The sequence below is a fragment of the Streptomyces sp. NPDC111507 genome (assembly GCF_055638955.1).
On record NZ_JBVKBU010000006.1, the window covers coordinates 1 to 25,235 of the forward strand.

The 25,235-nt window shown below is 68.0% G+C and carries 21 protein-coding genes and 5 pseudogenes; 7 read left to right on the top strand and 19 right to left on the bottom strand.

From position 1 onward, the window contains the following. Positions 1-120: 120 nt before the first annotated feature. Both ACZ7M2_RS24180 and ACZ7M2_RS24185 read left to right on the top strand, forming a co-directional pair. Positions 121-1,104: pseudogene (locus tag ACZ7M2_RS24180) on the top strand (ATP-dependent nuclease); the annotation flags it as partial. Positions 1,105-1,491: 387 nt separating this feature from the next. Further along, positions 1,492-2,331, top strand: a complete 840-nt coding sequence (locus tag ACZ7M2_RS24185) for a DUF1963 domain-containing protein (protein WP_471597030.1) — start codon at positions 1,492-1,494, stop codon at positions 2,329-2,331. Between the two features lie 187 nt (positions 2,332-2,518). On the opposite strand, the pseudogene ACZ7M2_RS24190 reads toward ACZ7M2_RS24185, so the two are convergent. Continuing rightward, positions 2,519-2,698: pseudogene (locus ACZ7M2_RS24190) on the bottom strand (helix-turn-helix domain-containing protein); the annotation flags it as partial. A 76-nt stretch (positions 2,699-2,774) separates the two neighbouring features. Then, the gene (locus ACZ7M2_RS24195) at positions 2,775-3,743 is read right to left on the bottom strand and encodes an NADP-dependent oxidoreductase (RefSeq protein ID WP_403381063.1); all 969 of its coding nucleotides are present in this window, start codon (positions 3,741-3,743) and stop codon (positions 2,775-2,777) included. An 80-nt stretch (positions 3,744-3,823) separates the two neighbouring features. On the opposite strand from ACZ7M2_RS24195, the gene ACZ7M2_RS24200 reads away from it, so the two are divergent. Next, positions 3,824-4,411, top strand: a complete 588-nt coding sequence (locus ACZ7M2_RS24200) for a TetR/AcrR family transcriptional regulator (RefSeq protein WP_362329809.1) — start codon at positions 3,824-3,826, stop codon at positions 4,409-4,411. 376 nt (positions 4,412-4,787) lie between these two features. Here ACZ7M2_RS24200 and ACZ7M2_RS24205 read toward each other — a convergent pair whose 3' ends face one another. The 15 genes and pseudogenes from ACZ7M2_RS24205 to ACZ7M2_RS24275 form a co-directional block, all read right to left on the bottom strand. Beyond that, entirely contained in the window at positions 4,788-5,603 is an 816-nt protein-coding gene (locus tag ACZ7M2_RS24205; RefSeq protein ID WP_471597031.1) for an NAD-dependent epimerase/dehydratase family protein, read from the bottom strand. Continuing rightward, positions 5,600-6,064: a MarR family winged helix-turn-helix transcriptional regulator gene (locus ACZ7M2_RS24210; protein ID WP_471597032.1), complete on the bottom strand. Its 465-nt coding sequence runs from the start codon at positions 6,062-6,064 to the stop codon at positions 5,600-5,602. Before ACZ7M2_RS24210 ends, ACZ7M2_RS24205 begins: the two co-directional genes overlap by 4 nt. A gap of 104 nt (positions 6,065-6,168) precedes the next feature. Then, positions 6,169-7,437 (bottom strand): M24 family metallopeptidase, encoded by a 1,269-nt coding sequence (locus ACZ7M2_RS24215; protein ID WP_471597033.1) that lies wholly within the window; start codon positions 7,435-7,437, stop codon positions 6,169-6,171. Between the two features lie 31 nt (positions 7,438-7,468). Next, a complete protein-coding gene (locus ACZ7M2_RS24220; RefSeq protein ID WP_471597034.1) occupies positions 7,469-8,956 on the bottom strand; it encodes an aldehyde dehydrogenase family protein in 1,488 nt (495 codons plus the stop codon). Positions 8,957-9,141: 185 nt separating this feature from the next. Then, entirely contained in the window at positions 9,142-9,753 is a 612-nt protein-coding gene (locus ACZ7M2_RS24225) for a (2Fe-2S)-binding protein (RefSeq protein WP_471597035.1), read from the bottom strand. A gap of 380 nt (positions 9,754-10,133) precedes the next feature. Continuing rightward, positions 10,134-10,856 (bottom strand): response regulator transcription factor, encoded by a 723-nt coding sequence (locus tag ACZ7M2_RS24230; protein ID WP_362329806.1) that lies wholly within the window; start codon positions 10,854-10,856, stop codon positions 10,134-10,136. After that, positions 10,853-11,980: a sensor histidine kinase gene (locus ACZ7M2_RS24235; protein WP_471597036.1), complete on the bottom strand. Its 1,128-nt coding sequence runs from the start codon at positions 11,978-11,980 to the stop codon at positions 10,853-10,855. Before ACZ7M2_RS24235 ends, ACZ7M2_RS24230 begins: the two co-directional genes overlap by 4 nt. Before the next feature lie 214 nt (positions 11,981-12,194). After that, positions 12,195-12,710, bottom strand: coding sequence for a hypothetical protein (locus tag ACZ7M2_RS24240; RefSeq protein ID WP_471597037.1), 516 nt, complete (start codon positions 12,708-12,710; stop codon positions 12,195-12,197). Between the two features lie 109 nt (positions 12,711-12,819). Further along, positions 12,820-13,208 (bottom strand): annotated as a pseudogene (locus ACZ7M2_RS24245) (glycoside hydrolase family 3 C-terminal domain-containing protein); the annotation flags it as partial. After that, positions 13,147-13,869, bottom strand: a pseudogene (locus ACZ7M2_RS24250) (IS701 family transposase); the annotation flags it as partial. The pseudogenes ACZ7M2_RS24250 and ACZ7M2_RS24245, both read right to left, overlap by 62 nt. A 155-nt stretch (positions 13,870-14,024) precedes the next feature. Further along, positions 14,025-14,897, bottom strand: a complete 873-nt coding sequence (locus tag ACZ7M2_RS24255) for a hypothetical protein (RefSeq protein ID WP_471597038.1) — start codon at positions 14,895-14,897, stop codon at positions 14,025-14,027. Then, positions 14,894-15,448 carry a P-loop NTPase family protein gene (locus ACZ7M2_RS24260; protein ID WP_471597039.1) on the bottom strand — a complete coding sequence of 185 codons (555 nt, stop codon included), beginning with the start codon at positions 15,446-15,448 and terminating at the stop codon, positions 14,894-14,896. Before ACZ7M2_RS24260 ends, ACZ7M2_RS24255 begins: the two co-directional genes overlap by 4 nt. 66 nt (positions 15,449-15,514) lie before the next feature. Then, positions 15,515-16,384, bottom strand: coding sequence for a recombinase family protein (locus tag ACZ7M2_RS24265; protein WP_471597040.1), 870 nt, complete (start codon positions 16,382-16,384; stop codon positions 15,515-15,517). A 369-nt stretch (positions 16,385-16,753) separates the two neighbouring features. Continuing rightward, entirely contained in the window at positions 16,754-17,605 is an 852-nt protein-coding gene (locus ACZ7M2_RS24270; protein WP_471597041.1) for an LLM class flavin-dependent oxidoreductase, read from the bottom strand. Positions 17,606-17,646: 41 nt separating this feature from the next. Next, positions 17,647-18,579: an alpha/beta hydrolase family protein gene (locus ACZ7M2_RS24275; protein WP_471597042.1), complete on the bottom strand. Its 933-nt coding sequence runs from the start codon at positions 18,577-18,579 to the stop codon at positions 17,647-17,649. A 131-nt stretch (positions 18,580-18,710) separates the two neighbouring features. Between ACZ7M2_RS24275 and ACZ7M2_RS24280 the strand changes: the two genes are divergently transcribed. Next, positions 18,711-19,322 (top strand): TetR/AcrR family transcriptional regulator, encoded by a 612-nt coding sequence (locus tag ACZ7M2_RS24280; protein ID WP_352053518.1) that lies wholly within the window; start codon positions 18,711-18,713, stop codon positions 19,320-19,322. 299 nt (positions 19,323-19,621) lie between these two features. Here the strand turns inward: ACZ7M2_RS24280 and ACZ7M2_RS24285 are convergent, their stop codons facing one another. Then, positions 19,622-20,542 carry a LysR family transcriptional regulator gene (locus ACZ7M2_RS24285; protein WP_471597043.1) on the bottom strand — a complete coding sequence of 307 codons (921 nt, stop codon included), beginning with the start codon at positions 20,540-20,542 and terminating at the stop codon, positions 19,622-19,624. A 102-nt stretch (positions 20,543-20,644) separates the two neighbouring features. On the opposite strand from ACZ7M2_RS24285, the gene ACZ7M2_RS24290 reads away from it, so the two are divergent. From ACZ7M2_RS24290 to ACZ7M2_RS24300, 3 genes and pseudogenes are all read left to right on the top strand, one after another. Next, positions 20,645-21,136, top strand: a complete 492-nt coding sequence (locus tag ACZ7M2_RS24290) for a GNAT family N-acetyltransferase (RefSeq protein WP_471597044.1) — start codon at positions 20,645-20,647, stop codon at positions 21,134-21,136. Between the two features lie 451 nt (positions 21,137-21,587). Continuing rightward, positions 21,588-22,301, top strand: a complete 714-nt coding sequence (locus ACZ7M2_RS24295; RefSeq protein WP_471597045.1) for an IS5 family transposase — start codon at positions 21,588-21,590, stop codon at positions 22,299-22,301. A 113-nt stretch (positions 22,302-22,414) separates the two neighbouring features. Next, positions 22,415-22,579, top strand: a pseudogene (locus ACZ7M2_RS24300) (IS5/IS1182 family transposase); the annotation flags it as partial. A gap of 36 nt (positions 22,580-22,615) precedes the next feature. Here the strand turns inward: ACZ7M2_RS24300 and ACZ7M2_RS24305 are convergent. Continuing rightward, complete coding sequence (locus ACZ7M2_RS24305; RefSeq protein WP_471597456.1) at positions 22,616-25,216, bottom strand: Tn3 family transposase; 2,601 nt, start codon at positions 25,214-25,216, stop codon at positions 22,616-22,618. Positions 25,217-25,235: the final 19 nt, after the last annotated feature.

A 25,235-nucleotide genomic window follows, 5' to 3' on the forward strand; every position in this document is an offset into this window, starting at 1 on the left:
ACGAACCACCACCACCCTGATGGAGCGTCAGCTCACTAGACTCACAAAAGACCCTGTGACCAGGACAAATGGAGAAGTGCAACTGGAGTACTAGTCCTTCAGGTACGTGTCTTCAATCGTCGCCACCGGGCTTCCGTTCCCTTTGACGACCGGTCCCGCGGGTTCGTCTGGTTCTTCTCCTTCCTCGCCTACTTCAACGAGTTGGAAGCGGCGGGCACCACGGACCTGATCCTGCTCCTGGACGAGCCGGGGCTGTCCCTCCACGGCCGGGCCCAGGCAGATCTGCTTCGCCTGATCGAGGAGCGGCTGGCCCCCAAGCATCAGGTCCTCTACACCACCCACTCGCCGTTCATGGTCGACCCCGGAAACCTCCAGAGGGTCCGGACTGTCATCGACATGGAGCGCGGCGGGGCGAAGGTCTCCTCGGAGATCTTCAAAGCTGACGAGGACACCGCCTTCCCACTCCTTGCCGCAATGGGCGTCGAGATGACGCAGACGCTGTTCGTCGGCGAGCACACCCTGCTGCTCGAAGGTCCGAGCGACCTGATCTACCTCGATGTCCTCACGGACGTCGTCGAGGTGAACGGCTCCACCGGGCTTGATCCGCGCTGGGTCAAGACGCCCATTGGCGGCTCCGGAAAGCTGTCCACCTTCGTGACCCTCCTGGGCGCCAACAAGCTGAACGTCGCCGTCCTCGTCGACTCAAGTACCAAGGACGTCGGGGCCGTCCAGCGCCTTCGGGACAACGGCCAGCTCGCCAGGAACGGGCTCGTCGAGATCAGCGAGTTCACCGGCACGGCCGACGCAGATGTGGAGGACCTGTTCGACCGGGACTTCTACCTCGAACTCGTCAACCGGGCCTACGCCTCCCAGCTCACCAAGCCCATCAGTGCCTCGGAACTCAACGCCAAGGATCCTCGGGTCGTCCGGCAGGTCGATGCGGTGTTCAGGAAGCGGAAGATCGCCACACGGTTCAACCACTACAAGCCGGCCGCCGTTCTCCTCCGGGAGCAGGCCACTCTCGCCTCGGGCATTGACGCAGCGACGGTCACGCGAGCCGAGCAGCTGTTCACGCGGCTCAACTCCCTGCTCCCCAGGCGGTGAGCTGAGTACCTCCTGCGGGTCGTCCTGGCCAGTGCTTTTCCTCTTCTGTTCGACACGCAGAATCTGACGGGGGAAGGCCTGGACATGGCGGCCATCGATTGCCGCAGTGCCAGCAACTCAAGCAGGGCTCGGACGGGACTCGTAACTCATGAGCTGTCGCCATCTTGAAGTTGCTGGTCAAAGTGCTGGCGTGACGTCTCCTCGGAGTGCTCGGGCTGGTGGTGGGCGGTTGTCTGCCGCGTAGATCGTCTGTCAGCGGTGGGTGTGCTTCTTCTTGAGTGACGGATCACCTGTTGGTCATGCGGTGAGGTCGTGGGTTTGCTGGTAGCGGGGATCCGACACACTCCGAAGCTCCGGCAGCGTCGGGTTCTTAGCTACGGTTCTTCCATGGATCCCCGAAACGCAAAGGTTCTCGATCAGGTCCGCAACGAGGCACTCGACCGGAGCATCCCGGCCGCCGACGTGCAGCGATGGATAGAGCTCGCCCGCCCCTGCGCACTTCTGGCCACCGGCGGGGACGGTCCGGTCGTGGGCCGATTCGGCGGTCCCGTCATACTCCCCACCGACGCCGAGGACCCTCGATTTCCCCTGATCGCCACCGTCGACTGCGCAACACTACCGACCGACGTGACCGATCTTCCCCTACCGGCCGACGGCCACCTGCTGCTGTTCGCCTTTCCCGATTCCGACGGCAACAGCGACTCCATGGGCGAGGTGATGTACGTGCCGGCACACGCCGCCGTCGAACAACGAGCGACACACCCCGCCGACTACCCCCTCGAGGAGCACGCCGCGATCTACCAGCAACTCCCGCAGGGCGAAATACATCTCACCGCCGACGTCTCCCTCCCCTTCGTCGGCGAGGTCGAGCTCCCAGAGGCACCGTGGTCCACGCCCTTGCCCGGACACCCCCACTCCGAGGAACTGGCCGAGATATGGGCAGACCAGTGGGGTGGAGCGGAGCTGCTGATCGGCGGATACGGCACGGACTTCAACGGAGGCGATCCCCTCCAAGCAGTCGTCTTCTTCGCCCTCGAGGCAGAACAAGCAGGGAAACGGCGCGGCCCCGGCAAGGCCTCACCCAACGCCGACGACTGGGCCCTGCTCGCCGAATGCCACGTCGACAGGCCAGGAGCCGGTGCAGCCATCCTCTGGGCGATCCAACACGACGACCTGAGCGCGAAACGCTTCGACCGCGCGCACGTCGTGGTGGACTGGAACCCCTGAAAGGGCGCTTGAGCTTGTGGCGCATGCTCTCGATGGTCTTGGGCTCGAAGCCGAGATCTAGGATCCGGCAAACGTCGCGGCTGCGCATCGGCCCCTCGGCGTCGGTGAGGGTGAGCCGCTCGGCCACCTGCCCCGCGCGCATCGCAACACCGACCTCGGCCAGCACCGCCACCACCTGATCGACCGGATTTGTGCGGTCGTACAGGCCCGCGTCGCCCTCGGCTCGCCAGCGGCGCACCCACTTGTGGGCTGTGGCGCGGGAGATGCCCATTTCGTCGGCCACATGCGCGACAGGGCAGCCAGAGCGGACCCGGTCGACCAGGAGCCGTCTGCCGTGAACGGTCAGCCGGGCATTGGGGTGGGGCACGAGGACCTCTGCAGGGGACGGGGTTCAAGGGGTGTCTGCGTGCCGCGTCGGCCGATCCTGGGCTGGGCACGCGCTGTCAGGGCTGAGGCAAGAGGTCGATGACGACCTTGCCGCGGACGTGTCGGGCCGCCTGGAGCTCGACGGCCGCGCGGACATCTTCGACTGGGTAGGTCGCTGCGATGGGTACAGGCAGACGGCCGGCCGCGACAAGGCGCGCGATGTTCTCGAGTGCGTCGGGCGCGGCGTTGGCGCCGTTGGCGGCGGGAACGCCGTCGACCTGGCCCGCAATTGTGCAGATGCGGTCATCCGGAACTTCCAGCTCGCGAGCGACGTGCACCGTGTCCGTCCCGTGCAGGTCCAGCGCAGCGGTGACAGAGCCCGCACCGAGGTTCCGGACCCTGTCGGCCAGGCCCTCTCCGTAGGCGACCGGTTCTGCGCCGAGGCTGCGCAGATACTCCGCCGATGACGGCGAGCCGGTCCCGATGACGCGCGCACCCGCGATCCGCGCCAGCTGGACTGCGAACACGCCGACCCCGCCGCCCGCGCCGCCGACCAGCACCGTGTCGTCCGGGCCGAGGCCAAGGACGTCGAGAGCGGCGGACGCGGTGCTGCCCGCGATCGAGAGCGTGGCGGCCGTGCGGTCGTCGACGCCATCCGGAGTGTGGTGGGCAATGCCGCTCGCGATGTTCCCGTTCGCGTCGAGGACAACGTAGTCGGCGACCGCCCGGGACAGGGCCGCCCCGAACACGCGGTCGCCGACCGTGTAGCCGCTCGCGCCGGCGCCGACCTGGTCGACGACTCCGGCGTAGTCGGTCCCGAACCCGCAGGGCAGGCTCAGGCCGAACCGCGCCGCGGTCTCGGCGTCGGAGGTCATGAACCAGTCCATCGGGTTCAGCCCGGCTGCCGACACGCGGACGCGGATCTGCCCATCGCCCGCCTGAGGTTCAGGCACCTCCTTGAGGGCCATGACCTCCGGGCCGCCGAACGAATCAAGCAGGACAGCCCTGCTCGCACCGTCTCGGAGTGCGTCACCGTGTTGCTGCATGTCTTGCTCGCTTCCTCGTGATTCCTGGAGTCACCTAAAACGGACTATGCTCCGCTTATGGAATCCAGCATAACCGGAGCGTGATCCGTTTGACGAGTTCAAAGCCGCGGGCGACGCGGGCCGACGCCGCCCGCAACCGCGAACAGCTGCTTGAAGTCGCCACGCGCGTGCTCGCCTCGCCTGACGCCGAGACGTCCATGCGTGCTATCGCCCGCGAGGCCAGCGTCGGCATCGCAACGCTCTACCGTCACTTCCCGACCCGCGAGTCCCTCGTGGAGGCCGTCTACCGCGACCAGGTCATCCGCCTGACGAGCGGCGCGCGGGACTTGCTCGCCGACGTGGCTCCGGCGGTTGCGATGCGCCGCTGGATGGACCTCTTCGGCAACTGGATCGCGACGAAGAACGGCATGCTCGACACCCTCCCGACCCTGATCGAGTCCGGCGCGGTCGGCCACGCCCAAACCAGGGACGAGCTTCTGAACGCGATATCAACGATCCTCGACGCAGGCCGCACTGCGGGGGATCTCCGGCCCGATGTCACCGCCGAAGAGGTTGCAGCCTGCCTGATCGGGATCTTCACCGTCGCGCACCAGTCTGGCCACGCGGTCACAACCGATCGGCTCCTGGACATCCTCCTCGACGGCCTTAGACCTCAGAAGCAAACGTGAGGACCAGCCGAGAGAACGCGACAGGCATGACTGAGCCGGACAGGGGCCCCGTCTCATCGGACCCTCTCGGCACACCCTCGGCCCCTTGGATATTCCGCAAATCTCGATGGCCTCACTTGCCAGTAGCCGCTGCAGATGCCCGCTGCGGCGCCTACGCCCGGCTTCCCAGGTCCCGACAAACCTTGACCCCGGCTTCACGGCCCACCGTCAATATCGCTCGTGGTCAATACAGGTAGGACGGCGAGCAGCAGGCCGTTCACGCCAGGCTCACCCCCGCGTCGCGGGAGCGGGCGATGACGGCGGCCACCGCCTGCTGCATCCGCAGCGCCTCCGCGCCGAGCGCTGCGGAGCCCTCCTGGATGAGGCGGTAGGCGTCTTACAGGGTTCCGGCTGCCGCGGACCGGTACATGCCCGGTACGGTCGGGGTGAAGCCGAGTTCACGAGCGAGTGAACCGTCGAGGTGGCCCTCCCAGGGGTTGGTCAGCGGTTCAGCCGACTCCTGGTACTCAACGCCGAGGAGACGCGCGATCTCCAGCACCGTCGCGGGGGCGTCGTCGGCGATGTTTACCGTGCGCCCGTCCATCGCACCGGTGAGGGCGAGCTGCACGGCGACCGCGATGTCCTGGTGGTGGACGAGGCTGAGGGTCTTGGCGGGGTGCCAGTTCCAGGAGCCCAGGAGCCGGGGGGCGGACTGCAGGTGGTCGTCGGCGTCGCCGTAGACGAACGCGAGGCGCAGGATGCTCCACGTCAGTCCGCTGTCGCGCAGTACCTGTTCCGCGACGATCTTGCTCGCCGGGTAGGGCTGCTTGGGGTTGGTGGCGTCGTCCTCGCGAGCGGGTCCGGAGAGGTCGGCGTCGTAGACGAGGCTGGTGCTGGCCATGATTACGCGCGCGTCGGGGGCATGGGCCTGGAGCGCCGCGACGAGGTTGCGGGTGCCGTCCACATTGACCCGCTGGATCTGGTCCGGGTCGGGGGTGCGCAGGACTGCCGCGAGGTGGATGACGGTGGTCACGCCCTGCACGGCTTGGGGCAGCGAGACCGGGTCGAGCAGGTCGCCCTCGACAGTGGCCACGCCGTCCGGGACTTCCTTGCCGGCGCGCACCAGCGCCCGGCAGTCGAGGCCCGCTGCCACGAGGCGGCGCAGGAGGCGGGTTCCGACGAGTCCGGTACCGCCGGTGATCAGGATGGTCATGTTTCTCTTCTTTCTGAGAGCAGGTCGGTGAGTCGACCTGTGGCTGTGCGGAGCACCCGTGTGGCCGTGTCGATGTCCGTCTGTGAGACACCGTCGAAAGCGACCTCGAGGATGCGGGCGATGGGGTCGGGCAGGTCGCGCCAGAGCGCGGCGCCGGTCGGGGTCAGGGACAGCACCTTCTGCCGCTGGTCGGCGGAATCGGGTGTCTGTTCCACCAGGCCTTTGCGGACGAGCGCGGCCACCACGCCGGTGAGCGTGGCGCGCTCGACCTGGAGCATGCGCACCAGGTCGCGCTGTGGCGTGGCCCCGCTGTTGGCGAGCTGGTGCAGGACGTACCACTGGGTGGGTCCGAGATCGTAAGGACGGAGCACGGACTCGATCACCAGGCGCGAGGCCATGTGGTACTTCTTCGCCCAGACACCGGGGGAATCAGGGTGGGGGCCAGGATGTTCGTTAGTCACCTGACGATTATCGCCGGGTATATGGCATGGACAAACGGCTGGCGAGGCGCGGACCGCTGCGGGTGGCGACGGCGGTGCTGCCGTCGGCGCCGAGACTGACAGGGCTAGGCATACGTGGTCCGCATCCGGCAGGGGAGGCTGTTGGTCTCCTCGTACCCCTTCTCTGTCACGATGACGGTACCGCCGGAGACCACACGCGTGCGCCCGATGCAGGCATTGGGCTCGAACGCGAGGGTGGCACCGGCCGGCAGGACCAGGTCGTTGCCCGTCAGCTGCGGCAGGTTCCGCGGCGGGGGGCCTGGGAGCGTGGCCACCGGGGCGGCATGCTGGTCGTTGACCTGCGTGAAGCCGAGGAATGCCTGGGGATTGAGGCTGTGTACCAGCGGGGTCAGGGCCCAGCAGCCGGATTCCTTCAGGGGCTGTTCCATCGCGTGAACGAGTTCACGGAAGGTGATGCCGGCGTGCAGGACCGACAGCCCCGCTTCGTAGGAGGCACGGGCCACGGCCGCGCACTGGGCGACAGCCGCCTGGGGCTTGCCGACGGCGACCGACATCTGCACCTGGACCTCGGCGTTGCCGAACGTGGGGAAGATCTCGGCCATGACCAGATCGCGGGTGCCGATACGACGCACTGGTTCTGCCGTGGTGGTCCATCGGGGCGGCCCCCACGCGAGGCTGGGATAGCCCGAATTGAGGATCAGCGTCGGATACCGCACCCCGCATCCGTGGCGCGCCAGTGTGGCGAGCACCTCGGCATAGATCTCGGTCTCCGGAACTCCCGGAGCGACCGTCTCCAGCATCGCCTGGCAGGCGGCCTCTGCCGCGCTCGCGGCCCACCGGACCAACGCGAGCTCCTCGTCGCTCTTGGGCAGCATCATCTCGTTGACCTTCCACGAGATGTCGACGGTCTCCCGGCCGGCGAGGTTCTCGGTCAGATCGATCCAGAACCTTGCGGGAACGAAGCCACTGAACTCCCCCGCGGTCTGCGTCTCCAGACCAACGACTCCGATGCGGCCGCGCGGGCTCAGCTCCTTGATCAATCCGGCCACCGCAGCGCCGTCCAGGCCGGTGTAGTACCGGGCGATCCAGCGCGCCACGCCGCGGGCGAAGCTGTCCTCGGCCCGGAAGATGCGCGTGCCTCCCCAGGTCACCGTGACCGGCGCCTCGACGCGAGGAAAGAGCACGATGCCCTCGGTGTAGTCGTTGCTCAGGTAGTGCTCGTAGTGGTCGCGGCTGCGGAACCCGCCCAGCAGGATGAGATCGAGATCCAGTTCGTCCATCAGTGCGCGGGTCCGGGTCCAGCGGCGGTCGCGCTCGGCCAGTGACAGCGAGGGTGCCCCGTCGAGCACATCGGCGAGTACGCCGTTCATCATGTGTCCTCCTCGGACGGACAGGCCCTACCGGTCAGAAGGGGTGGTGAGCGAGGTCGCCGCGCAGCGTCGTCCACTGCGTCTCGGTGAACGCCTCGATGTTGGCCAGGTGGCCGCCGTGACGCGACCCGGTGCCCGAATTGCCGACACCACCGAAGGGGACCGGCGCCTCGTCGTTCACGGTCTGGTCGTTGATGTGCACGTTCCCGGACGGGATGCGGTCGGCGAGTTGCAGGCCGCGCATCACGTCACGCGTGAGAATGCCGAGGGAGAGCCCGTACTCGGTGTCGCGCGCCAGCTCGACCGCCTCGTCGAGGGTGGAGAAGCGGATGACCGGAGCCACCGGACCGAAGATCTCCTCACGGAACGCGCGGTGATCGGGTGTGACGTGGTCCAGAACCGTGGGCCGGTAGAACAGGCGCTGGTACGAGCCCCCTGCGCGCAGTTTCGCGCCGGCCGCGACCGAGTCGGTGACGATCGCATGGATGCCGTCGCGTTGCCGTTCATCGATGACGGGCCCGAGCTGGACCGGTTCCTGGCCGGCCGGGTCCCCGACGACCAGTGCCTCCGCGCGCTCGGTCAGCCTGGCCACGTACTCGTCCGCGATTGACTCGTGCACCAGCTGCCGACCGGTCGCCATGCAGATCTGCCCCTGATGGATGAAGGAACCCGCCGCGCCCACGCTCGGAGCACGGGTGAGGTCCGCGTCGTCCATCACGATCAGTGCGTTGTTGCCGCCGAGTTCGAGATGAGCGCGCTTGAGATGGCGCGCCGCCAGCTCGCCCACACGCCTGCCCACGCCGGTCGAGCCGGTGAACGCGATCACCCGTGTACGGGGGGTCGTGATCAGTCGCTCGCCCGTGGAGGCCCCATGGCCGGGCAGCACCTGGAGCAGACCCGGCGGCAGTCCGGCCTCCTCGAAGATGGCCGCAAGCGTGACACCGCCACTGATGGGCGTTCGGCTGTCCGGCTTGAGGAGAACCGCGTTGCCCAGCGCGAGGGCCGGCGCCACGGCGCGGATCGACAGGACGATCGGGGCGTTGAACGGTGCGATCACTCCCACCACCCCGACCGGGAAGCGGCGACTGAGGCTGAGCCGGGGCTGGGTGGAGCGAAGGACCTCGCCGTAGGGCACGGAAGCCAGGGCCGCAGCCTCGTAGCACTCCTGCGCCGCCGTCTGGACTTCGAACCGGGCTTTTGCGGCGGCGGAGCCGGACTCGGCCCTGAGCCACTGCGTGACCTCGTCGATATGGGCGTGCCAGAGATCCCCGGCGCGCCGCAGGACAGCGGCTCTCTCCTCGTAGCTGCGCGCGGCCCAATCCTGCTGGGCCGCTGCGGCCGCCTCGGCGGCGGCGTCGACCTGATCGGGGGAGGCGAAGCCGATCGTCGCCAGGAGCATGCCCGTCGAAGGCGAGTGTACGGAGTGCTCGCCGTCCGCTCCGGACGTCCACTCGCCCGTCCAGATCCTGCCCGCCCATTGGGCCGGGTTCAGGAGCCTCGTCGCCGTAGTCGTTGTGCTCACGTGTTCACCTTTCGGCCGGGCGTGACAAGGACCGGCCGAGAGTTGGCGGCGGCACCCCGTCAGACATCGCTAGGTACCTGACATACTTTGCTAGGCGCCTAACATGTTGTCAACCCGCTAGGCGCCTAGCGTTCTCGTGTTCTCCCCGTTCGTCGACCGGGCCCTACGCGCGTAGTCGAAGAGCTTCACAGCTTGCTTCCCTTCGCGGTGTCCCGTACTGCTTCCACGATGTTCGGACAACAGCCGCGCCGGCACAGGTTGTCGCTCATCCACTCACGGATCTCGGCATCGGACCCGGTGTGGCCTTCTTCGATGCAGGCGACGGCCGACATGATCTGCCCGGATGTGCAGAACCCGCACTGGATGGCGTCCCGTTGGATGAACGCCGCCTGCACAGGGTGCAGTTCGTCCCCGCGGACCAGGCCTTCGACTGTGGTGATGTCACGGCCCTCTTCCATGACAGCGAGTGTCATACAGGACTTGACACGCCGGCCCTCGACGAGGACGGTGCAGGCGCCGCATTCACCGCGGTCGCAGCCCTTCTTCGGCCCTGTCACGCCCAGACGCTCACGGAGCGCGTCGAGCAGTGTGACGCGGGATTCGACCGTTACGTGACGCGGAACTCCGTTGACGCGGAGTGCCACCTCGGCTGTCGAGGCCGGGGACGGCAGCGCGGTCTCCGCCTCGGCGGCCGGATGAGCAAGCGCGAGCGGCGCCATGCCGCCCGACGCGGCCACGGCGGCGCCGACTGCACCGGCCTTCAGCACGTTCCGGCGACTGTGCTCGTCAAGCGACAAGGTCTGTGCTCCTCGGCACGGGAAGGCATCCGCGCCGTCCGTGGCTGGCTGATGCCCTGGGCCACGCTGCAACGCTGCTGGCGGGCCTGGACAACCAAGCCTCCGCCCGCAGCACTACAGGAACTGATCAACACCGTCGGCACGGGCAGACCCCTGATCCTCTACATCCCGGTCCAACAAACCACCGCTAGGGCCCTTCTGATGGATCTCCGTGGGAGAAGGAGCGGCGTCCGGTACGCGCTCTCGGTGTGCCGGGCACAGGCCCGCGTACTGGACGTACTTGGGTCTGTGTCCGGTGCGGCGAGATGGGGCCCCCGCGCCCTTCAGGCAGTGGGGGAGTGCCGGGCGTCGCGACGCCGCGGAGATCCATCAGAAGGGCCCTAGTCCCAGGGCTCGACCAAGTTGTTGCGATAGGCGTAGCCGACGGCCTGGGCACGGTCGGCTGCGCCGATCTTGGTGAAGATGCGGTTGATGTGCGTCTTCACTGTGGCCGGGCTGACGACGAGCCGGGCACAGATCTCCGCGTTGGACAGGCCCCGGGCGATGAGGATGAGTACCTGGGTCTCGCGCGGGGTCAGAACGTCGGAAGGTGCGGGAGTTTGCGGCGTGTGGGCCTGTTGTCGCTGCGCGGCGGGCGGTGCGACCTCGCTGGTCTGCACGGCCGTGACCAAGCGGGCCTGTACCTCAGGATCGAGCCAGATACGGCCTTCGTGGACGCTGCGGATGGCGTCCTCGATCGCGTCGTCGTCGGCGTCCTTGGTGAGATAGCCCCGCGCTCCCGCCTGCAGTGCCGGGAAGACGGAGTCGTCGTCGGCGTAGGTGGTCAGCACGAGTACCTTGCAGCCGGGTACCTGCTCACGCAGTGTCGCAGTGGCCGCGACACCGTTGAGGACCGGCATGTTCAGGTCCATCAGTACTACGTCCGGGGCCTGTTGTCCGGCGAGCAGCACCGCTTCCGCACCGTCCCGGGCTGCGCCGACCACCTCGATGCCGTCCAGCATGCCGATCAGCAGGACCAGGCCCTTGCGGACGATCTGCTGATCGTCCGCGACCAGTACTTTGATCTTCTCGCCGTCAGATGCCGTTTCGCCGGGCTCCGTCACGCGGGTATCTCCATCCGTACTTCCCATCCGTGCGCTGTCGGCCCCGCGTGCATGGTGCCGCCGACCCCGGTCACGCGTTCGCGCATGCCGGTCAGCCCCAGGCCGGAGCCTTCGACCAGTGCCGCCCGGACCGGTCCCGGCCCGGTCCGGCGGTCTTCGACGGTCAGGATTGTGGCACTGGGCTCATAGACGAGCGTCACCGTGGCCTGCGCGTCGCGTGCGTAGCGGACCGTATTGGTCAACGCCTCCTGCACACCGCGGTACAGGGCTTCACCCGCGTCGGGCTGCAGCTCCCGGTGCGGCCCCATCACGGACAGGGTCACGTCGAGCTCCAGGTCCACCCGATAGCGTTCGACCAGTTCGGGCAGCCGCTCGAGAGAGGGCACGCGCTCGCCGCGCAGCGCCCGCACAGCCCGGCGCGCGTCGGCCACACCGTCCTTGACCAGCCCACCGGCCCGGTCCAGCAGCCCCCGCAGATCCCCGCTCGCCTGGTCGCGCCGGGCCATCCGCCGGGCGGCCTGTATCTGCACGGCCAGTCCGGACAGGGTATGGGCGAGCACGTCGTGCAGATCCTGGGCGATACGGGTGCGTTCGGCCAGCGCCGCCGCCTCGGTCTCCGCCTCCCGGGCGTCCTCGAGCTGGGCCAGCAGCACGGTGACGGCCACCTCGTTGATGATCGACTGCCGCACCACGATGCCCACGACGGCCAGGAGGACGCCGAACAGGACCTGATGCAGGAAGTTGTCGGTACCGCCGTCCAACCCGGCGGCCGCCGCGCCGGTCAGACAGCCCATGACGACGACCGCGAGCACGGTGGCCGCCCGTCGCTCCAGGATGAGGAAGGCCGTCAGGACCACGACGGACGGTGGCAGGGTGGACATCGAGCCGGGCTGCAGGATGCCCAGAGCAAACCCGAAGCCGTCCACCAGCACGCAGAACACCAGGCAGCGGGCAGGGCGACCGGTGAGGGGCCACAGGTTCGACGCGGCCGCGGCCATGGGCAGCAGACAGCCGACGAGCACCAGGGTGACTGCCAGGTGCCTGCCTCTGACGCCGGGGGCGGGGGAAGCGTGCAGGGACTGGACGGCGATGGCGGCCATGACCCCCCACAACACGGGCTGCATACGCCGGCCCCTGCCTTCGCGTCGCTCCCGGGCACTGGCAAGAGCCACGGCCAGCCGTGGACTGACCTGGCCCGTCGGCTGAAGTGTGTCCGTCACTTCTGAAGAATAGATGCACGCTGCGCCGCTGATCGCAAAGCCCGGCCCGGGCCCGCGAACGCGGAACCGGGCCAGGGGCGGAGTGTGTTGCGAGCGGCGGTCTGCTGGGTGCCACACTTCAGGCCACGGCGGGGGCGGCAAGGGGGGAGGTAAGCCGGTAGGCCCGGACGCGCACCACCACCAGGCGGCACACCACCTGAGTGACGGCCATCAGCAGCAGCGCTGCGGTCCAGGCGGCCGTGCCGGTGATCAGGTTGTCGCGGCTGAACTGCGCAATGGTGTGAGCGCCGCTGTGCTCGGCCCAGTACACGAAGGCCGAGCGCGCGCCCATGCCCAGCACCCACAGAAGGGCGGCCAGCCACCCGGCTTTGGAGTACGCGGCGCCGTCCTCGGTCAGGCTGACGCGGGTGGCCAGTCCACTGGCCAGTCCGAGCACTATGCCCATCGTGACGCCGAAGAGGTCCAGCTGGACGTCGTGGCCCTCGGTCGGGAAGGAATGAAGGTAGTGCGCGGCCGCGGCGCTGACGGACACCAGCGGCAGCAGGAGCGTGCGGGGCGTCAGACGGCCGCCGCGCATCTGCGGAATCACCAGAAGGATCAGGGCGGCGGAGATGAGGTAGTCAGTCGTCGTCATGGGGAAGAGCTTGCCGCCCGCGGCGCCGCACGGCCTCGGCCCGTGGGTTGACTCCTGGTTTGATACCTGGCGTCAACCCACGGGTTGACGCACGAGACCGCCCGGGTTCCGTCAGCCCGTGGCCGAGCGGGTAGAGCTCGCGGGCCGGGTCGTCCGCCCGTGGCACCGGCACCGGGAGCCGTCCCGGGCGTACCGTCCCCGCGATCACCCGTGCGGAGGCGCGCAGTTCGGCCTCTGGACCATGAATAGGTGGCCAGGCCCGGTGGAGGCGAGGTGGGCGGCGTCGTGGGGGTTGCGGACTGCCACCGCGACCACCGGCCGGCCCGTCGCCGCCGCCCGGTCCGCCAGGGCGCGCTGCGCACTCGCCGCGGTGACGTTGTACGTCGTCAGCACCACCGCGTCCGCCTCCCCGGCCGCCGCCACCGCCCGGGCCGCCGCCTCGGTTGACGGGCCCGTGCCAGGCGAGGTCGCGGGCGGCATCGACGGGCCGGAAGGCGTCTTTGTACTGCCAGGTGCCGTGTCCGCGTTTGAGGGCCATCACGAACGGCAAGCGGGCGTTGGACAGTTCAGCGCGGAAGGTGTTGTGGTCGCCATAGGCGCAGTCGGCGACGACCGCCCGGAACACCACGCCGGCAGTCTTCGCTGCGCGGGCCAGGCCGGCCCCGATCTGCAGCTTGGTGCGGAAAGCCGGGTCATTCTTCCCGCCTGGGAAGTGGTGGGCGGGCGTGTAGGGCACCGCATGCAACGGGTAGTAGAGGCGTTCGTCGGCCCAGCACATGGTCACCGTGACCACGCCCCGGCCGATTTTCCCGACCGAGCCGGGATACCGCTTGCCCACGTGCGCGGTCGCGCTGCCGTCGTTGCGATCACCGGAATCGTCGATGGCCAGCACCCCTCCTTCATGCGGCGCAGTGGCCGGGTCGGCCAGCAACAACTCGAGGCGGCGGGCCTTGACCTGCTCACCGTCCCAGGTCGACTCGGACAGGAAGAACTGCAGGCGCTGTACCGCCGCATGCTGGGCACCCTCCACGGGCTCCGTGCCGGCCAGGTACTCCCGAAACCCCCGCCGCTGGGCCAACGTCTGGAAGAGATCGTCGAAGCCGGCTGCATATGGTTCCAGCGGACCCGGTGCGGGAGGACACGGCAGCCGCTTCGTCATTTCTGGTTCCCCAGACCGTGGTTGACGCCTTCACCTCACGGCCTGCTCCCGCACGAACCCGCCGTCAACAACGCTTGTGGGCAATACAACTAGGTGGTCGGACGGGTGTCCGCGAATGAATGGAATCGATCGCGGACACCCTGGGGTCGTGCGGGTCAGAAGCCGCGGGTGGTGAGCCACTCGTCCAGCGCGACTGAGACGATGTCGCCGATGGGGAGGTGGTCGAGTTCGTTGTCCAGGGCGAAGCGTTTGATCCGCTTCTTCAGCTTCAGCGCGGCCGGTACGGACGAGTCGAGGCTCTCGCGCGTGATGATGCGCTGGTTGAGGATGACGGCCGTTTCGGGGATGTCCATGGGGCGGCCGGGGCCGTGAGCCCACGGTGTTCCCTCGCTGGGGGCTGCCTCCGGTCGCCTGTTCTGGTCCTGCTGAGGCCCCGGTGCCTCCGTCCTCACTGGAAACGCGGTAGTGCCTGCGACCGGTGCGCCTGTGGGGCGGATGGCCACTTCTGCGAGCGGGGTCGCGCTAGGCGCCGCGGACGCGGCAGAAGCCGACCCATAGTGCGAAGCGTGCTCGTCGGGCTGTAGGGACGGGACCGTAAGTGCCGCGGAAGCGGCAGTTGGGTCCGTGGGCGGCACCTGCCGCTCCACCGGCTCCCCAGCGGGAGCCTGCCATGGCTGGCTGGCGGCGGTGGCTGGGGGAGCCCACTGGCTGCCAGCCGCCTCCGGCGCAGGGGCGTTCGACGCGGCTTCGACGGTCGGCTGGGTGGACGTCTGCGCCGCTTCGGGAACCGTCTCAATGCGATCCTGCGCCGACTCCTCGACGGGAGTAATGGAGGGAGCGGGATGGACCTGGGGCTCGCTCGCCGGCGCGGGACAGATCTCGTCCTGGGCGATGGTCCTTTCGGTGGCGATCTGCTCGGGAGTGAGCTCGGCGCCCGGCGGTGGGGGAGGGGTCGTCTTCTTGGCGCCGCCGAGGGCACGCCCGGCGCGGCGCGGCGGGGGCTTGGGCCTGTCGTTCTTCTCGCTCATGCGGTGAGCTCCTTCATCCGTTCGGCGTACTCGCTCAGTTCGGTGGGGATCTCGCCGAAGGCCTCCATGTAGTGCACCCAGGAGTGGATGGTGGTGTCAGCGAGCGGGAATGCCTCGTCGCGGTCGGGGCCAATGCCTTCGCCCTCGGCGGGGTCGAGGAGCTGGTCCTTTGCCCGACCGGGCAGGCTGGTGCGGTCGTCGGCCTTGACCATCACGACGTGGGCGGTGACGCCGTGCTCGTTGCGTGCGGCGGCGCGCTCGGCCTCGTCGAAGGTGGCCAGGAGCTTGCGGCGCTCGATCTTGGTGGGGGCGACCGGCACGAGGAGGAGGTTCGCCTCGGTAACAGCCTCGTGGAAGAGGCGGGCGCTGCCGCCGCCGGCGTCGACCACGATCGCGCCGAACTCGGCGCGCTTGGTGCGGATGTACTCGGCGATGTCGTCGAAGGGGTACCGCTCGACGACCAGGTTGGCGGGGATCTCGAAGCCGGCGGCCGCCGCGACCTTGAACCAGTCGTAGGCGGACTGACTGGTCGCGTCGGCGTCCAGCAGCAACGTGGGGTGTGACCGAGATACGCGGCAAGGGGGCAACGAGATGATCTTGAAACTCTGACGGGTCTTCTACGGTGCCGAGATCACGGCGGCGTGTTCGTCGTGGTCGAGCAGCATCCGCATCACGGTCGCCGGTGACGGATGCTGGCCCTTCTTCTTGCCGGTGGTGATGACGAGCCGCTTGGCCATGTCGCGCAGGCTCATCTCCTGCTCTCGCAGGTGCAGGGCCATGGACAGCATGGATTCGTCTGCGACGGCGGCGCCGCCGATGGTCTTGCCGCGCTTCCTCGCGGATTCGTGGCCTTCGAGGGTGCGGTCGCGGATGTACTCGCGTTCCATACCGGACATGGCCGCCAGCACGGTGAACACGATGCCGGACGGGTCGTGCGAGCCCTTCAGTTCCCCGGTGAGGAACTCCAGGCCGATGTCGCTCGTCTTCAGTTCCTCGGCGAGCATGGCGAGTTCGATGCCGCGGCCGAGCCGCTTGTGTTCGTGGACGACGAGGGTGACGCGCACACCGGAGGAGCGGATCTCCCCGGCGAGCTTGACGGCGGTCTCCAACTCGGGGCGTCGGGCGGAGCGGGTGGAGATCTTCTCCGAGAAGACCCGGGTCACTCCGGCTTCGGCGAGGGAGTCCAACTGCGCGTCCAGGGACTGCCGTGCGGTCGAGGCGCGGGCGTACCCGAGACGGACGTGTCCGACTGGCTCGGCGCTGGCGCTCGCGGGCTGGGGCAGTTCGGTCCAGACCGAGCCCGGCTTCCGTACGGCGGAAGTCGGCACGCTGAGCGCCTTCGCGAGTTGGGGCACGAGACGGAATCGGGCGGTGTGGTACTGGATCGCCACCTTGCCCTTGCCAGTGCGGCATGGGGAGCCCGCCGGAGCGGCGCAGGTGGACATCGGGCAGGTGTGCGATTCCACGCGCTTGAAGTCGTCGCTCACGCCCCAAACCGTTTCATAAGGATGTTTCAGGCGTCCAGTCACTTGCAACAACTCATGAAACATGATCGCCGCAGGTGGACCTTCGGGCGGCGGGGTGTTTCATGAGCGACCACCTATGAAACAAAATCAGTGTCCGCGTTGTCGCCTCTTCGAGTCGGCGGACGTCCTCGCCGCCCGCCTACGACACCCATTCGCGCCTGTGACCTACCTGGCCGCTGGCGTGGTGGCACGTTTCGCTCGCATTCCGGTCCCACCCCCACTGCGGTGAGCTCCCGATCGAACGGTGAGTGGGCCCTCGTCATCGGTGGCTCCTCGGTTTCAGGGGCAGCGGTGGCGCCGCCCTCGCGTTGTGGACCGTGATTCGGTGTATCAGTTCGTGTCGGAGAGCGGGTCGATGATGGTGTCGGCGACCCGGCGTGCGACCTCGGCCGGGTAGGGCGCGTCGAGTCCAAGGACGATGTGACTGAACCCGCCGTCGAGTGCCGCGCGGACGACGTGGCGGGTGTCCTGGGGTCGGTCGTAGGAGGCGGGCAGGATGATGGATCGGGTGATCTCGGCGGGGTTGCGGCCGACCTCGGCGCACAGCCGGTCCAGCGTCGCGCTGCGGGCGATCGCCTGCTCGATGCTGCCCCCGGGCATGTTCCAGCGGTCGGCGTGCTCGGCCACCACGCGCAGCGTCGGGGCGGCCTGGCCGCCGATCAGGATCGGCGGGTGGGGTTGCTGGACGGGTTTGGGGCTGCAGAACGCGCCGGTCAGCTGGTGGTAGTCGCCCTGGAAGTCGAACGGTGCGGTTTCGGTCCATAGTCTGCGGGTGATCGTGCACGCCTCGGCGAGGCTTTTGACCGCGTGGGCGGCATCGTGGAAGGGAAGGCCGTGAGCTGCGTACTCACGCCGGGCCAGTGGCACGTCGGGCCGAGAGCCTGCGCCGATGCCGAACTCGAGTCGGCCGCCGGAGATGACATCGACAGTGGCGGCGATCTTGGCCAGCATGGCCGGTGGGCGGAACCTGTTGCTGGTGACCATCACCCCGAGCCGCAACCGCTCGGTTTGGGCTGCGAGGGCGGACAGCAGTGTCCAGCCCTCGAAGGTGGGTCCGTTCGGGTCGCCGCCGAGCGGCATGAGGTGGTCGAACAGCCAGGCGTGCTCGATCTGCGGGATACCGTCCGCCTCACGCCAGACCCGCAGGACATCGTCGTAGGCGACCTGAGATGGGGCGGTCATGATCCCGAAACTGGGTCTGCGGGCCGGTGCGAGGGGGTTGGTCACTTGGAGTCGATCCTCCCCAGCGCGTCGACGGCCACGGCCAGGGACCGGCGGGCGGTAGGCCACGCGTCGTTGTCGAGGCCCAGCGCGGTACGCAGATACGCCAGGGTGACGTGCTGGACGACCGCGACACGCTCGGGGCTTTCGTCGGTGGTCCGCGTGTCGTTGGAACCCAGGATGCCGCCGAGTACGTGTTCCGCGCCGAACAGGGTCAGCAGATCGGTGGCGCCCGAGCTGAGGCGATAGCCGTCGGTGAACCAGTCCGGACCGCGCAGCGTCAGCGGGGACTGGTCATGGTCGCCGGCGACCATGAGGCTCGGCGTCTTCAGCTCGGCGAAATCAGGGCTCATGAACGGGAAGTACTGGACGGCGAGGGGGCTCAGGTCGGCGCCGCCGGTGCCGGGCAGGCACAGCAGTACCGCTGCCTTCACACGTGAGTCGCTCACGCTCTCACCGGGAGTGCCGTCGGCGTCGACGACCCGTGCGCCCGCGAGCATGCTGGCGGTCTGTGCGCCCCACGAGTGTCCGGCGACCGCGATGCGGTCGTGGTCGATGCGGCCGGCCAGCCCGGGCACGCCGGCTTCGATGGTGCCGAGCTGGTCGAGGATCTTGGTCAGGTCGGCGGTGCGGATACGCCAGATGAGCGGGGTGCGCGGGTCGTCGGGGAGCAGGCCCAGCGCGTCGAGATGGGTGGGCTGGATGACGACGAACCCGCGGGCGGCCCAGAAGCCGACCAGCGGTGCGTATTCGTCCATGGTCACGGCCATGCCGTGCGAGAAGACAACGACGGGCAGGTTGTGGCCGGTCGTCGGCGCTGTGACCCGTACCTGCAGGTCCTGGCCGCGGTCCGGGGCGGCAAGCGCGATCGGCCTGACAGATATGACGGGGGTGGTGGAGTCGTTGCCGCCGTCGGCGGACGTGGTGTCGCTCATGAGGTGAATGTCTTTCTCGGAGGGGCCAAGTGGCCCGTGCTGCGAGGCGTCTGGCATGATTGAAATACGGAGCCCCGCTCCGCATTACGATACGGAGCATTGCTCCGCTTTGCAAGTGGGAGGTGCTCACGATGTCCACGCCCAACACGCCGCCACCCCCTGCTGGCCGCAAGCGATCCGACGTCCGCCGAAACGAGCAGATACTGCTGGACGCCGCGGCGGCCGTGTTCGTCCGTGCGGGAGTCGACGCTCCCGTGCGGGAGATCGCTGCCGAATCGGGCCTCGGCATGGGCACCATCTACCGCCACTTCCCCACCCGGGCGGACCTGGTGGTCGCCGTCTTCAGGCACCAGGTCGACGCGCTCTCCGCTGCCGCGCACACGCCGCCCGCTGCCGATACGCCGTACGAGGCCTTGCGGCTGTGGGTTCACCAATTCGCCGATTTCCTGGTCACCAAGCACGGCCTCGCCGAGGCACTGCACTCGGACCAAGCCGGATTCGAGAGCCTGCACAACGAGTTCGTCGAACGCCTGCTGCCCGTGCTCGACCAGCTGCTGAAAGCGTCCGCCGCTGCCGGCTCCACACACGCGGACATCCGCGCCTACGACTTCATGCTCGCCATCGGCAACCTGTGCATCGGAGTCGAAACCTTCCCCGACTACCAGGCCCGCCGCATGATTGACCTGCTGCTCGCCGGCCTGGCACAGACCGCCCCGGCACCGACAGCCAGCGAGTCGAAATAGCGCCAGCGCTCTCGCACGCCCGTGCCAGGACCCTGTAGAGCTGATCGCGGGTGAGGCCGTCGGGACCGGAGTGGGAGCTGTTCGACGGACCTTGTGGCGGCGGGTCCGTAGGGACTGGTGACCGAACTGCTCGGTGGCCCTGGCGGAGCCCTTCGGTAAGAAGTTGCGCGGATAGGGGCGTTTCACGGCGGTCGGCTTGAGCTGTTATCCCAGCGGTGAGTGCTCCAGGTGCGGCGGATGAGGCTACGCACGGTATCCCTTCACGTGGCCCTGGCACGTGGAGGTGCTCGCTCGGCAGGTCAACGCGCTCTCGTTGTCCGGTCGTGGCCACGACCTGTCACGGACTCAGATGCTGCGATGAAGGCTTGTACGAGGGGACGGTTGTCTCCTCGGCGGGTGGCCATGAAGATCCGGCTCACTGTGGGCGGCCCGTCGAGTTCGAGACGTCGGGCGCCTGCGGGGAGCAGCGTCGTGACGCTGTAGGGGGCGATGGTGACGCCGAGGCCGGCGGCGACGAACATGATGATGGTGTGCCAGTGCGAGCACTCCTGCGCGACTTGGACGTCGATGCCGGCGTCCCGCAGCGGCTGTGTGTTCAGGTCGAACGCTTGAGCTCCTGCGGTGCGTGGGAACAGGATCAGCGGGTCAGTGGACAGCGCCGTTGCTTCCACATGGTCACTCCTTGCGGCGGGGTGCTCTGTGGGGATGACGGCGACAAACCGTTCCGTCGTCAGCAGGGAAAGGTCGATATCGTCTCGTTCTTCAGCATCCCGCACGATCCCGACGTCGGCTGTCCCCCGCTCCAGGGCCGCCAGGGCGTCGGCGGTGAAGCCTTCGTGCAGCTTGATGTGGACGTCTGGGCGGCGGCGGGAGAATTCACGGAGCCGTTTGCTGACGATTGCGGTGGCGGAGGTGATGAAGGCGACATCCAGGCGTCCGGCCTCGCCGCGCCCGACACGGCCGGCCTCGTCGAGGTCGGCCGCCAGACGGCCCAGAAGGTCCCTCGCTCGTGGCTGGAACGTCGCTCCCGCGTCTGTGAGGCGGACGCTTCGGGAGGTCCGCCGGAACAGCTCAACACCGACAATCTTCTCGAGCTGCCTGATCTGCTGGGACAGGGCCGGCTGGGCAATGTTCAGCCGCTGGGCTGCACGGCCGAAGTGGAGTTCCTCAGCCACAGCCAGAAAGTACCGCAGATGGCGGAGCTCGATGCGCTGATCCATAGCTCAAACTTATCGATAGAGGCTACTGCCGGTATTGGACATATGAGTGAGTGGGGCCGGAGGCTGCTAGCGGGAAGCTGCACCCGAAAGGAAACCTGCCTCATGCCGCGCACATCTGCCCCGACCATGGTCTCCTCGATCGCCTCACAGAGTGATGCCGACGCGTTCAGCGCGTTGAACGAGGAGTGGATCTCGCGCCTGTTCACCCTGCAGGACGAGGACCGGGCGGTTCTCGGAGATCCGTTCGGCCGCATCGTGGGCCCGGGCGGCGACGTGCTCTTGGCGCGCGAGCCGGGCAGCGGCACCGTCGTGGGGTGCGTCGCGCTTCTGGCCTACCCGGAAGCCGTGTTCGAGTTGGCGAAGATGGCCGTGGCCTCCGCCGCGCAGGGACGCGGCATCGGCCGCCAGCTCATAGCCGCAGCAATAGACCGCGCCCGGGCACTCGGTGGGGCCCGGCTCTTCCTCGGCACGAACAGCAAGCTGGCTGCCGCCATCCACCTCTATGAGGAAGCCGGGTTTGTCAGGATCACCCGCGACCGTCTCCCGGTGACCGACTATTACGCCCGCGCCGACACCCTCATGGAACTGAAGTGACGCCCCGACCCAGAGCCCGAAGTCTGCCTCGCCACGGCTGTCTTCACCAGCATGTGGGTTCCTCCACTGCCCGCAGCACGCGATACCTGCCAAGTCGTGGCCGGACCATCCGAACGGCTACCTCGACGACACCCCGCACGGGCCGACCGCACTGGACGCGAGCCCGCTGAAGGGCCCTGAGTGACCGCGGTAGAGGATGAACTCCCCGTCACGTGCGCGGGCTCGGCCCGTGATCTCCCGCCGCTCGGTGGCCGTGTGCCCTGGTCTGGGGAGTTCCTCTTCCGTACGCCGTACCCGCTCTGATCGAGTGGGACGGCCCTCAGCTGGCACCGCCTCGATGGCCCGGCGCCACCGGCCCACCTCTCCAGTCGGCCACTGATACACCCACAAGCCGCGACTCAAAGATCTGGTGATCACGCAGTGGCGGCACTCTGTGATCACTGGGAGACCCGTGCCCACGCTGCCCTCATGGCTGACCGAACCACTCTGGGACCAATTCCAGGCGCTGCTGCCCGAGCGGCCCGAGTTCCACCCGCACCATCCGCTCGGCTGCCACCGCCGACGCATTGGCGACCGGATCATCTTCGACAAGATGCTGCAGTTACTACGCTTCGGCTGTTCTTATGAGGCGATCGCCGACACAACCTGCTCGGCCACCACGATCCGCGACCGTCGTGACGAGTGGATACGACTCGGCGTCTTCGTCAGGCTCAAGCAGATCGCGCTGGAGTCCTACGACCGGATCGTTGGCCTCGTCCTCGACCAGATCGCCGTGGACGGCTCCATCACCAAGGCTCCCGGCGGCGGCGAGGCCGCCGGACGTTCACCAGTTGACCGCGGCAAGCAGGGGCTGAAGCGCTCAGGCATGACGGACGGATACGGCATTCCACTGGGCCGTGTCCTGGCCGGAGCCAACCAACATGACTCTCCGCTGCTCGCCCCAACCCTGGATCGCCTCAACGACCTTGGCCCGCTGCCCGACGGGATCACCGTGCACCTGGACGCCGGCTACGACTCGGATAGAACCCGCACGCTGCTCAACGAACGCGGCCTGCAGGGACGTATCGCACACAAGGGTGAGAATGCGCCCATCCAGGCCAGTCGGCGTTGGCACGTGGAGCGTACTCAGTGCGCCACGAGGCGCTCTGTTTGTATCCTCGGCTGAGCCAGGAGGGAGAGCCGGATGACCGGGAAACCGTCATGTCCGGTTCGGCGGGAGGCCGCGCGGAACAGGACTCGCCCTCATGGTGAGCACCTCGCCGCGCGGCCGACCCAACCGCCTGGCAAAACGCCTTTCACCGCCTCGCCCGCTGCTACGAGCGGCGCGTCACCGTCATCGACGCGTTCTTCGACCTCGCCGACACGATCATCACCGTGCGTAGCCTGAACCGACGGGCGTGGACGACTCACCGCTGGGACGAACGCCGGAACCGCCGACCATGACCACACGCCTATCCGTGCGGCCTCTAAGTCGGGCAGTCAGGCGGCCTGACCGAGGCCGGCGGTGGTGAGGTCCTGCTCGCGCAGCGGGGTGAAGTCGATGTCGAGCGTCGGGTCGTATGCCTCGGGCTGGATGCCGACTTCGTGAGTGCTGTACTCGCCGAACCGGTTGATGTGCTCGGTCAGATACGGCGAGATGTGCGCCAGGTCCTCCGGATCGATCTCCCAACCCTCCTCCAGTAACTGCCGCACGATCTCCGCGATGTCCAGGGCATTGTGGAAGATCACCGCGTTCGTGAGCAGGGCGTTGAACTTCATTGCCTTCTCCTGCTCGATCGGGTCGTTGTCTGCGATGACCCCGCGGTTTCCGAAGCCGATCCACTGCGAGAACCGGTTGAACGACTCCACCTTGTTCGTCGCCGCAGTCACCCGCCGCCGCAGCGGCGCGTCCGAGAGGTAACGCAGCAGCTGCACGGTGCGGATCACGCGGCCGACCTCGCGGAAGGCAGCGTAGGTGGCGTTCTTCCGCGACCCGGAGCGCAGCCGCTTGAGCAGCGTGGAAGAGGAGATCGCCCCCTCCCTCACGGAGACGGCCACGCGCATCAGGTGGCGGAACTGGGACTCGATCAGGTCGAAGTCGATGACGTTCTTGCCCGGCTCGCCGAACAGGGCGTCGATGCGCACGTACTCGCTCTGCTTGGAGGGCTGGTAGAAGGCCAGTTCCTTCCAGTTCCTGATCCTGGGCATCAGGTCAAAGCCCAGCAGGTGGGCGAGCGCAAAGACAGGGAAGCTCTGGCCATGCACGGTGGTCGGCTGTACCTCGCTTGTGTTCTTCAGCAGGCCTTCGATGATGTAGACGGCCTCCCACACGCCGCACGGGATGAAGTGCGTGAACAGCGCGATGTACGTGTCCGAGATGTGGTGGTAGGCGATCCCGCCCGGCTTGCCGTACCTGACGCTCGTCTCGGAGAGCAGGTTGTCGAGATAGGTGTCCATGTGGGTGCCGTCCGCCGCGACGGCGGTCCCGTCGCCCCACGCCTGCGAGATGTCCAGGCGTGCGTGCGCGTTGACCAGGTCGGAGATCGCCTCGTTCAGCAGCACGATCGAGAAGTGCCGGTTCGCGACGTACGACAGGTCGTGCCCGCTCACGCCGGGGATGTGCCGGGCAGCTTCGTAGGGGCCCATGTTGGTGCCCTTGACGAACGTGACGATCACGTACCGGCCCAAGGGGTCGGTGAGCTTGGGCTCGTTCCCGGAGGACGGGCCGAAACGGCGCCACCACTCCACCCAGTACGCGGTCCGGGCCACGATCCCCATCAGTGAGCGCTCCGGCATCCTCGCCTTGATCTCCTGCTCCAGCCGCTTCGCCGAGGGCCGCTGACCGTCAGCCCGGTGCGCCTTCAGCGACGGGATGCCCGTCTCCGGATCGATGACCAGGCCCTCGTTGTCCGGGTATCCGGCATCCGTCGCCGCGGCGGCGTTCCGCAGCTTGTCCTCCAGCTGACGGCGGAAGAACTTCGCGTCGAACTCGGTGGTCTCGCCCTCCTCACACAGGCCGACCTCCCCCAGATAGGACCCCAGCGTCTCCTGGACAGCCTCCCAGTCCAGCAGTTGCTCGGACCAGTCGGCGTACTCCTCCGAGCCCACCACGGCCACATCACCGGTACGCAACTCCTCCGCGAGAGCGGTGAAGACCATCGCCTCGAAGTGCTTGCGGACGAACTGCCCGGTCCGGGTCTTGTCGACCACAGCCTTGCGCCAGTTCTGCGTGGCGAAGGAGACGTCGACCTCCTTGCCCTCCTCGTTGAAGGCGGTGATGTACTCGCCGCGGGCACTCTGGTGCCGCTGGGCGTGCGCGAGTGCGTCCAACACCCGGCTGTCCTCGCTGGTCGCGGTGAACTCCAGCTTGTCAGCCAAGTCGAACATCACCGCCCGGTCCCGGCCGATCTGCCCGTACAGCAGCACTTCCCAGAAGTTGCCGTGGTGGGCGGAGACCTTCTCGCTCTGCTCGTACTGCTTGGCGAACCCGCCGAAGCCCTCCACCGCCTGCGTGACCGCGCCGAGGCCGCCGGCCTGCACCACCTGGGCCCTCACCAAGGCGAGGACTGCCGGGGAGACCCTGCCCTCCAGCCGCCGCGTGACCTCGGCGGCCGACGCCTCCTCGTCCAGGCCCTGAAGGGCCTGGCGGGCCTCGGCGGTCATGGCTGCGGCCTTCTCCAACGCCTCCTGGGCCGGGCCGCCCGCGTCGATGTGCTTGAGCACCGTGCGGTAGTTCCCGATCAGGGCCTCGACGATCTCCCGCTCGGCGAGCCGGATCTCCTCCAGCTCCGCCCTGGCCTTCTTGATCTTCGTGGCCACGCGCTTGCAGAACATCGTCGCGAGGTCGTCCCGCACCCGCATCCGCGCCTTGTGCGTCAGGGCCGCGACCAGCGCGATGCGCTTGACGGGGACGAAGTCCCGCAGCTCCGAGGCATCGGCTGCGTCCGCCTCCCCAGCGAAGTCGGTGATCTTCCCGGCGGCGACACCGTCCATCCACACACAGGTGTCGCCGAGATCGTCCAACCATTCCAGACGCTTGGTCAGGTTCTTGAAGTGCGACCAGGTCGGGCCCTGCGCGGGCTTTTTCAGCCGGTTGAACAGCGTCGTCCTCGCTGTCGCG

What these genes read in the sequence shown, in the direction of transcription:
- ACZ7M2_RS24255 (WP_471597038.1), bottom strand. Translation starts at nt 14,897, where the DNA reads ATGAGCGAGAAGAACGACAGGCCCAAGCCCCCGCCGCGCCGCGCCGGG.
- ACZ7M2_RS24195 (WP_403381063.1), bottom strand. Translation starts at nt 3,743, where the DNA reads ATGCAGCAACACGGTGACGCACTCCGAGACGGTGCGAGCAGGGCTGTC.
- ACZ7M2_RS24280 (WP_352053518.1), top strand. Translation starts at nt 18,711, where the DNA reads ATGTCCACGCCCAACACGCCGCCACCCCCTGCTGGCCGCAAGCGATCC.
- ACZ7M2_RS24240 (WP_471597037.1), bottom strand. Translation starts at nt 12,710, where the DNA reads ATGACGACGACTGACTACCTCATCTCCGCCGCCCTGATCCTTCTGGTG.
- ACZ7M2_RS24275 (WP_471597042.1), bottom strand. Translation starts at nt 18,579, where the DNA reads ATGAGCGACACCACGTCCGCCGACGGCGGCAACGACTCCACCACCCCC.
- ACZ7M2_RS24290 (WP_471597044.1), top strand. Translation starts at nt 20,645, where the DNA reads ATGCCGCGCACATCTGCCCCGACCATGGTCTCCTCGATCGCCTCACAG.
- ACZ7M2_RS24235 (WP_471597036.1), bottom strand. Translation starts at nt 11,980, where the DNA reads ATGCAGCCCGTGTTGTGGGGGGTCATGGCCGCCATCGCCGTCCAGTCC.
- ACZ7M2_RS24205 (WP_471597031.1), bottom strand. Translation starts at nt 5,603, where the DNA reads ATGACCATCCTGATCACCGGCGGTACCGGACTCGTCGGAACCCGCCTC.
- ACZ7M2_RS24285 (WP_471597043.1), bottom strand. Translation starts at nt 20,542, where the DNA reads ATGGATCAGCGCATCGAGCTCCGCCATCTGCGGTACTTTCTGGCTGTG.
- ACZ7M2_RS24270 (WP_471597041.1), bottom strand. Translation starts at nt 17,605, where the DNA reads ATGACCGCCCCATCTCAGGTCGCCTACGACGATGTCCTGCGGGTCTGG.
- ACZ7M2_RS24215 (WP_471597033.1), bottom strand. Translation starts at nt 7,437, where the DNA reads ATGATGAACGGCGTACTCGCCGATGTGCTCGACGGGGCACCCTCGCTG.
- ACZ7M2_RS24185 (WP_471597030.1), top strand. Translation starts at nt 1,492, where the DNA reads ATGGATCCCCGAAACGCAAAGGTTCTCGATCAGGTCCGCAACGAGGCA.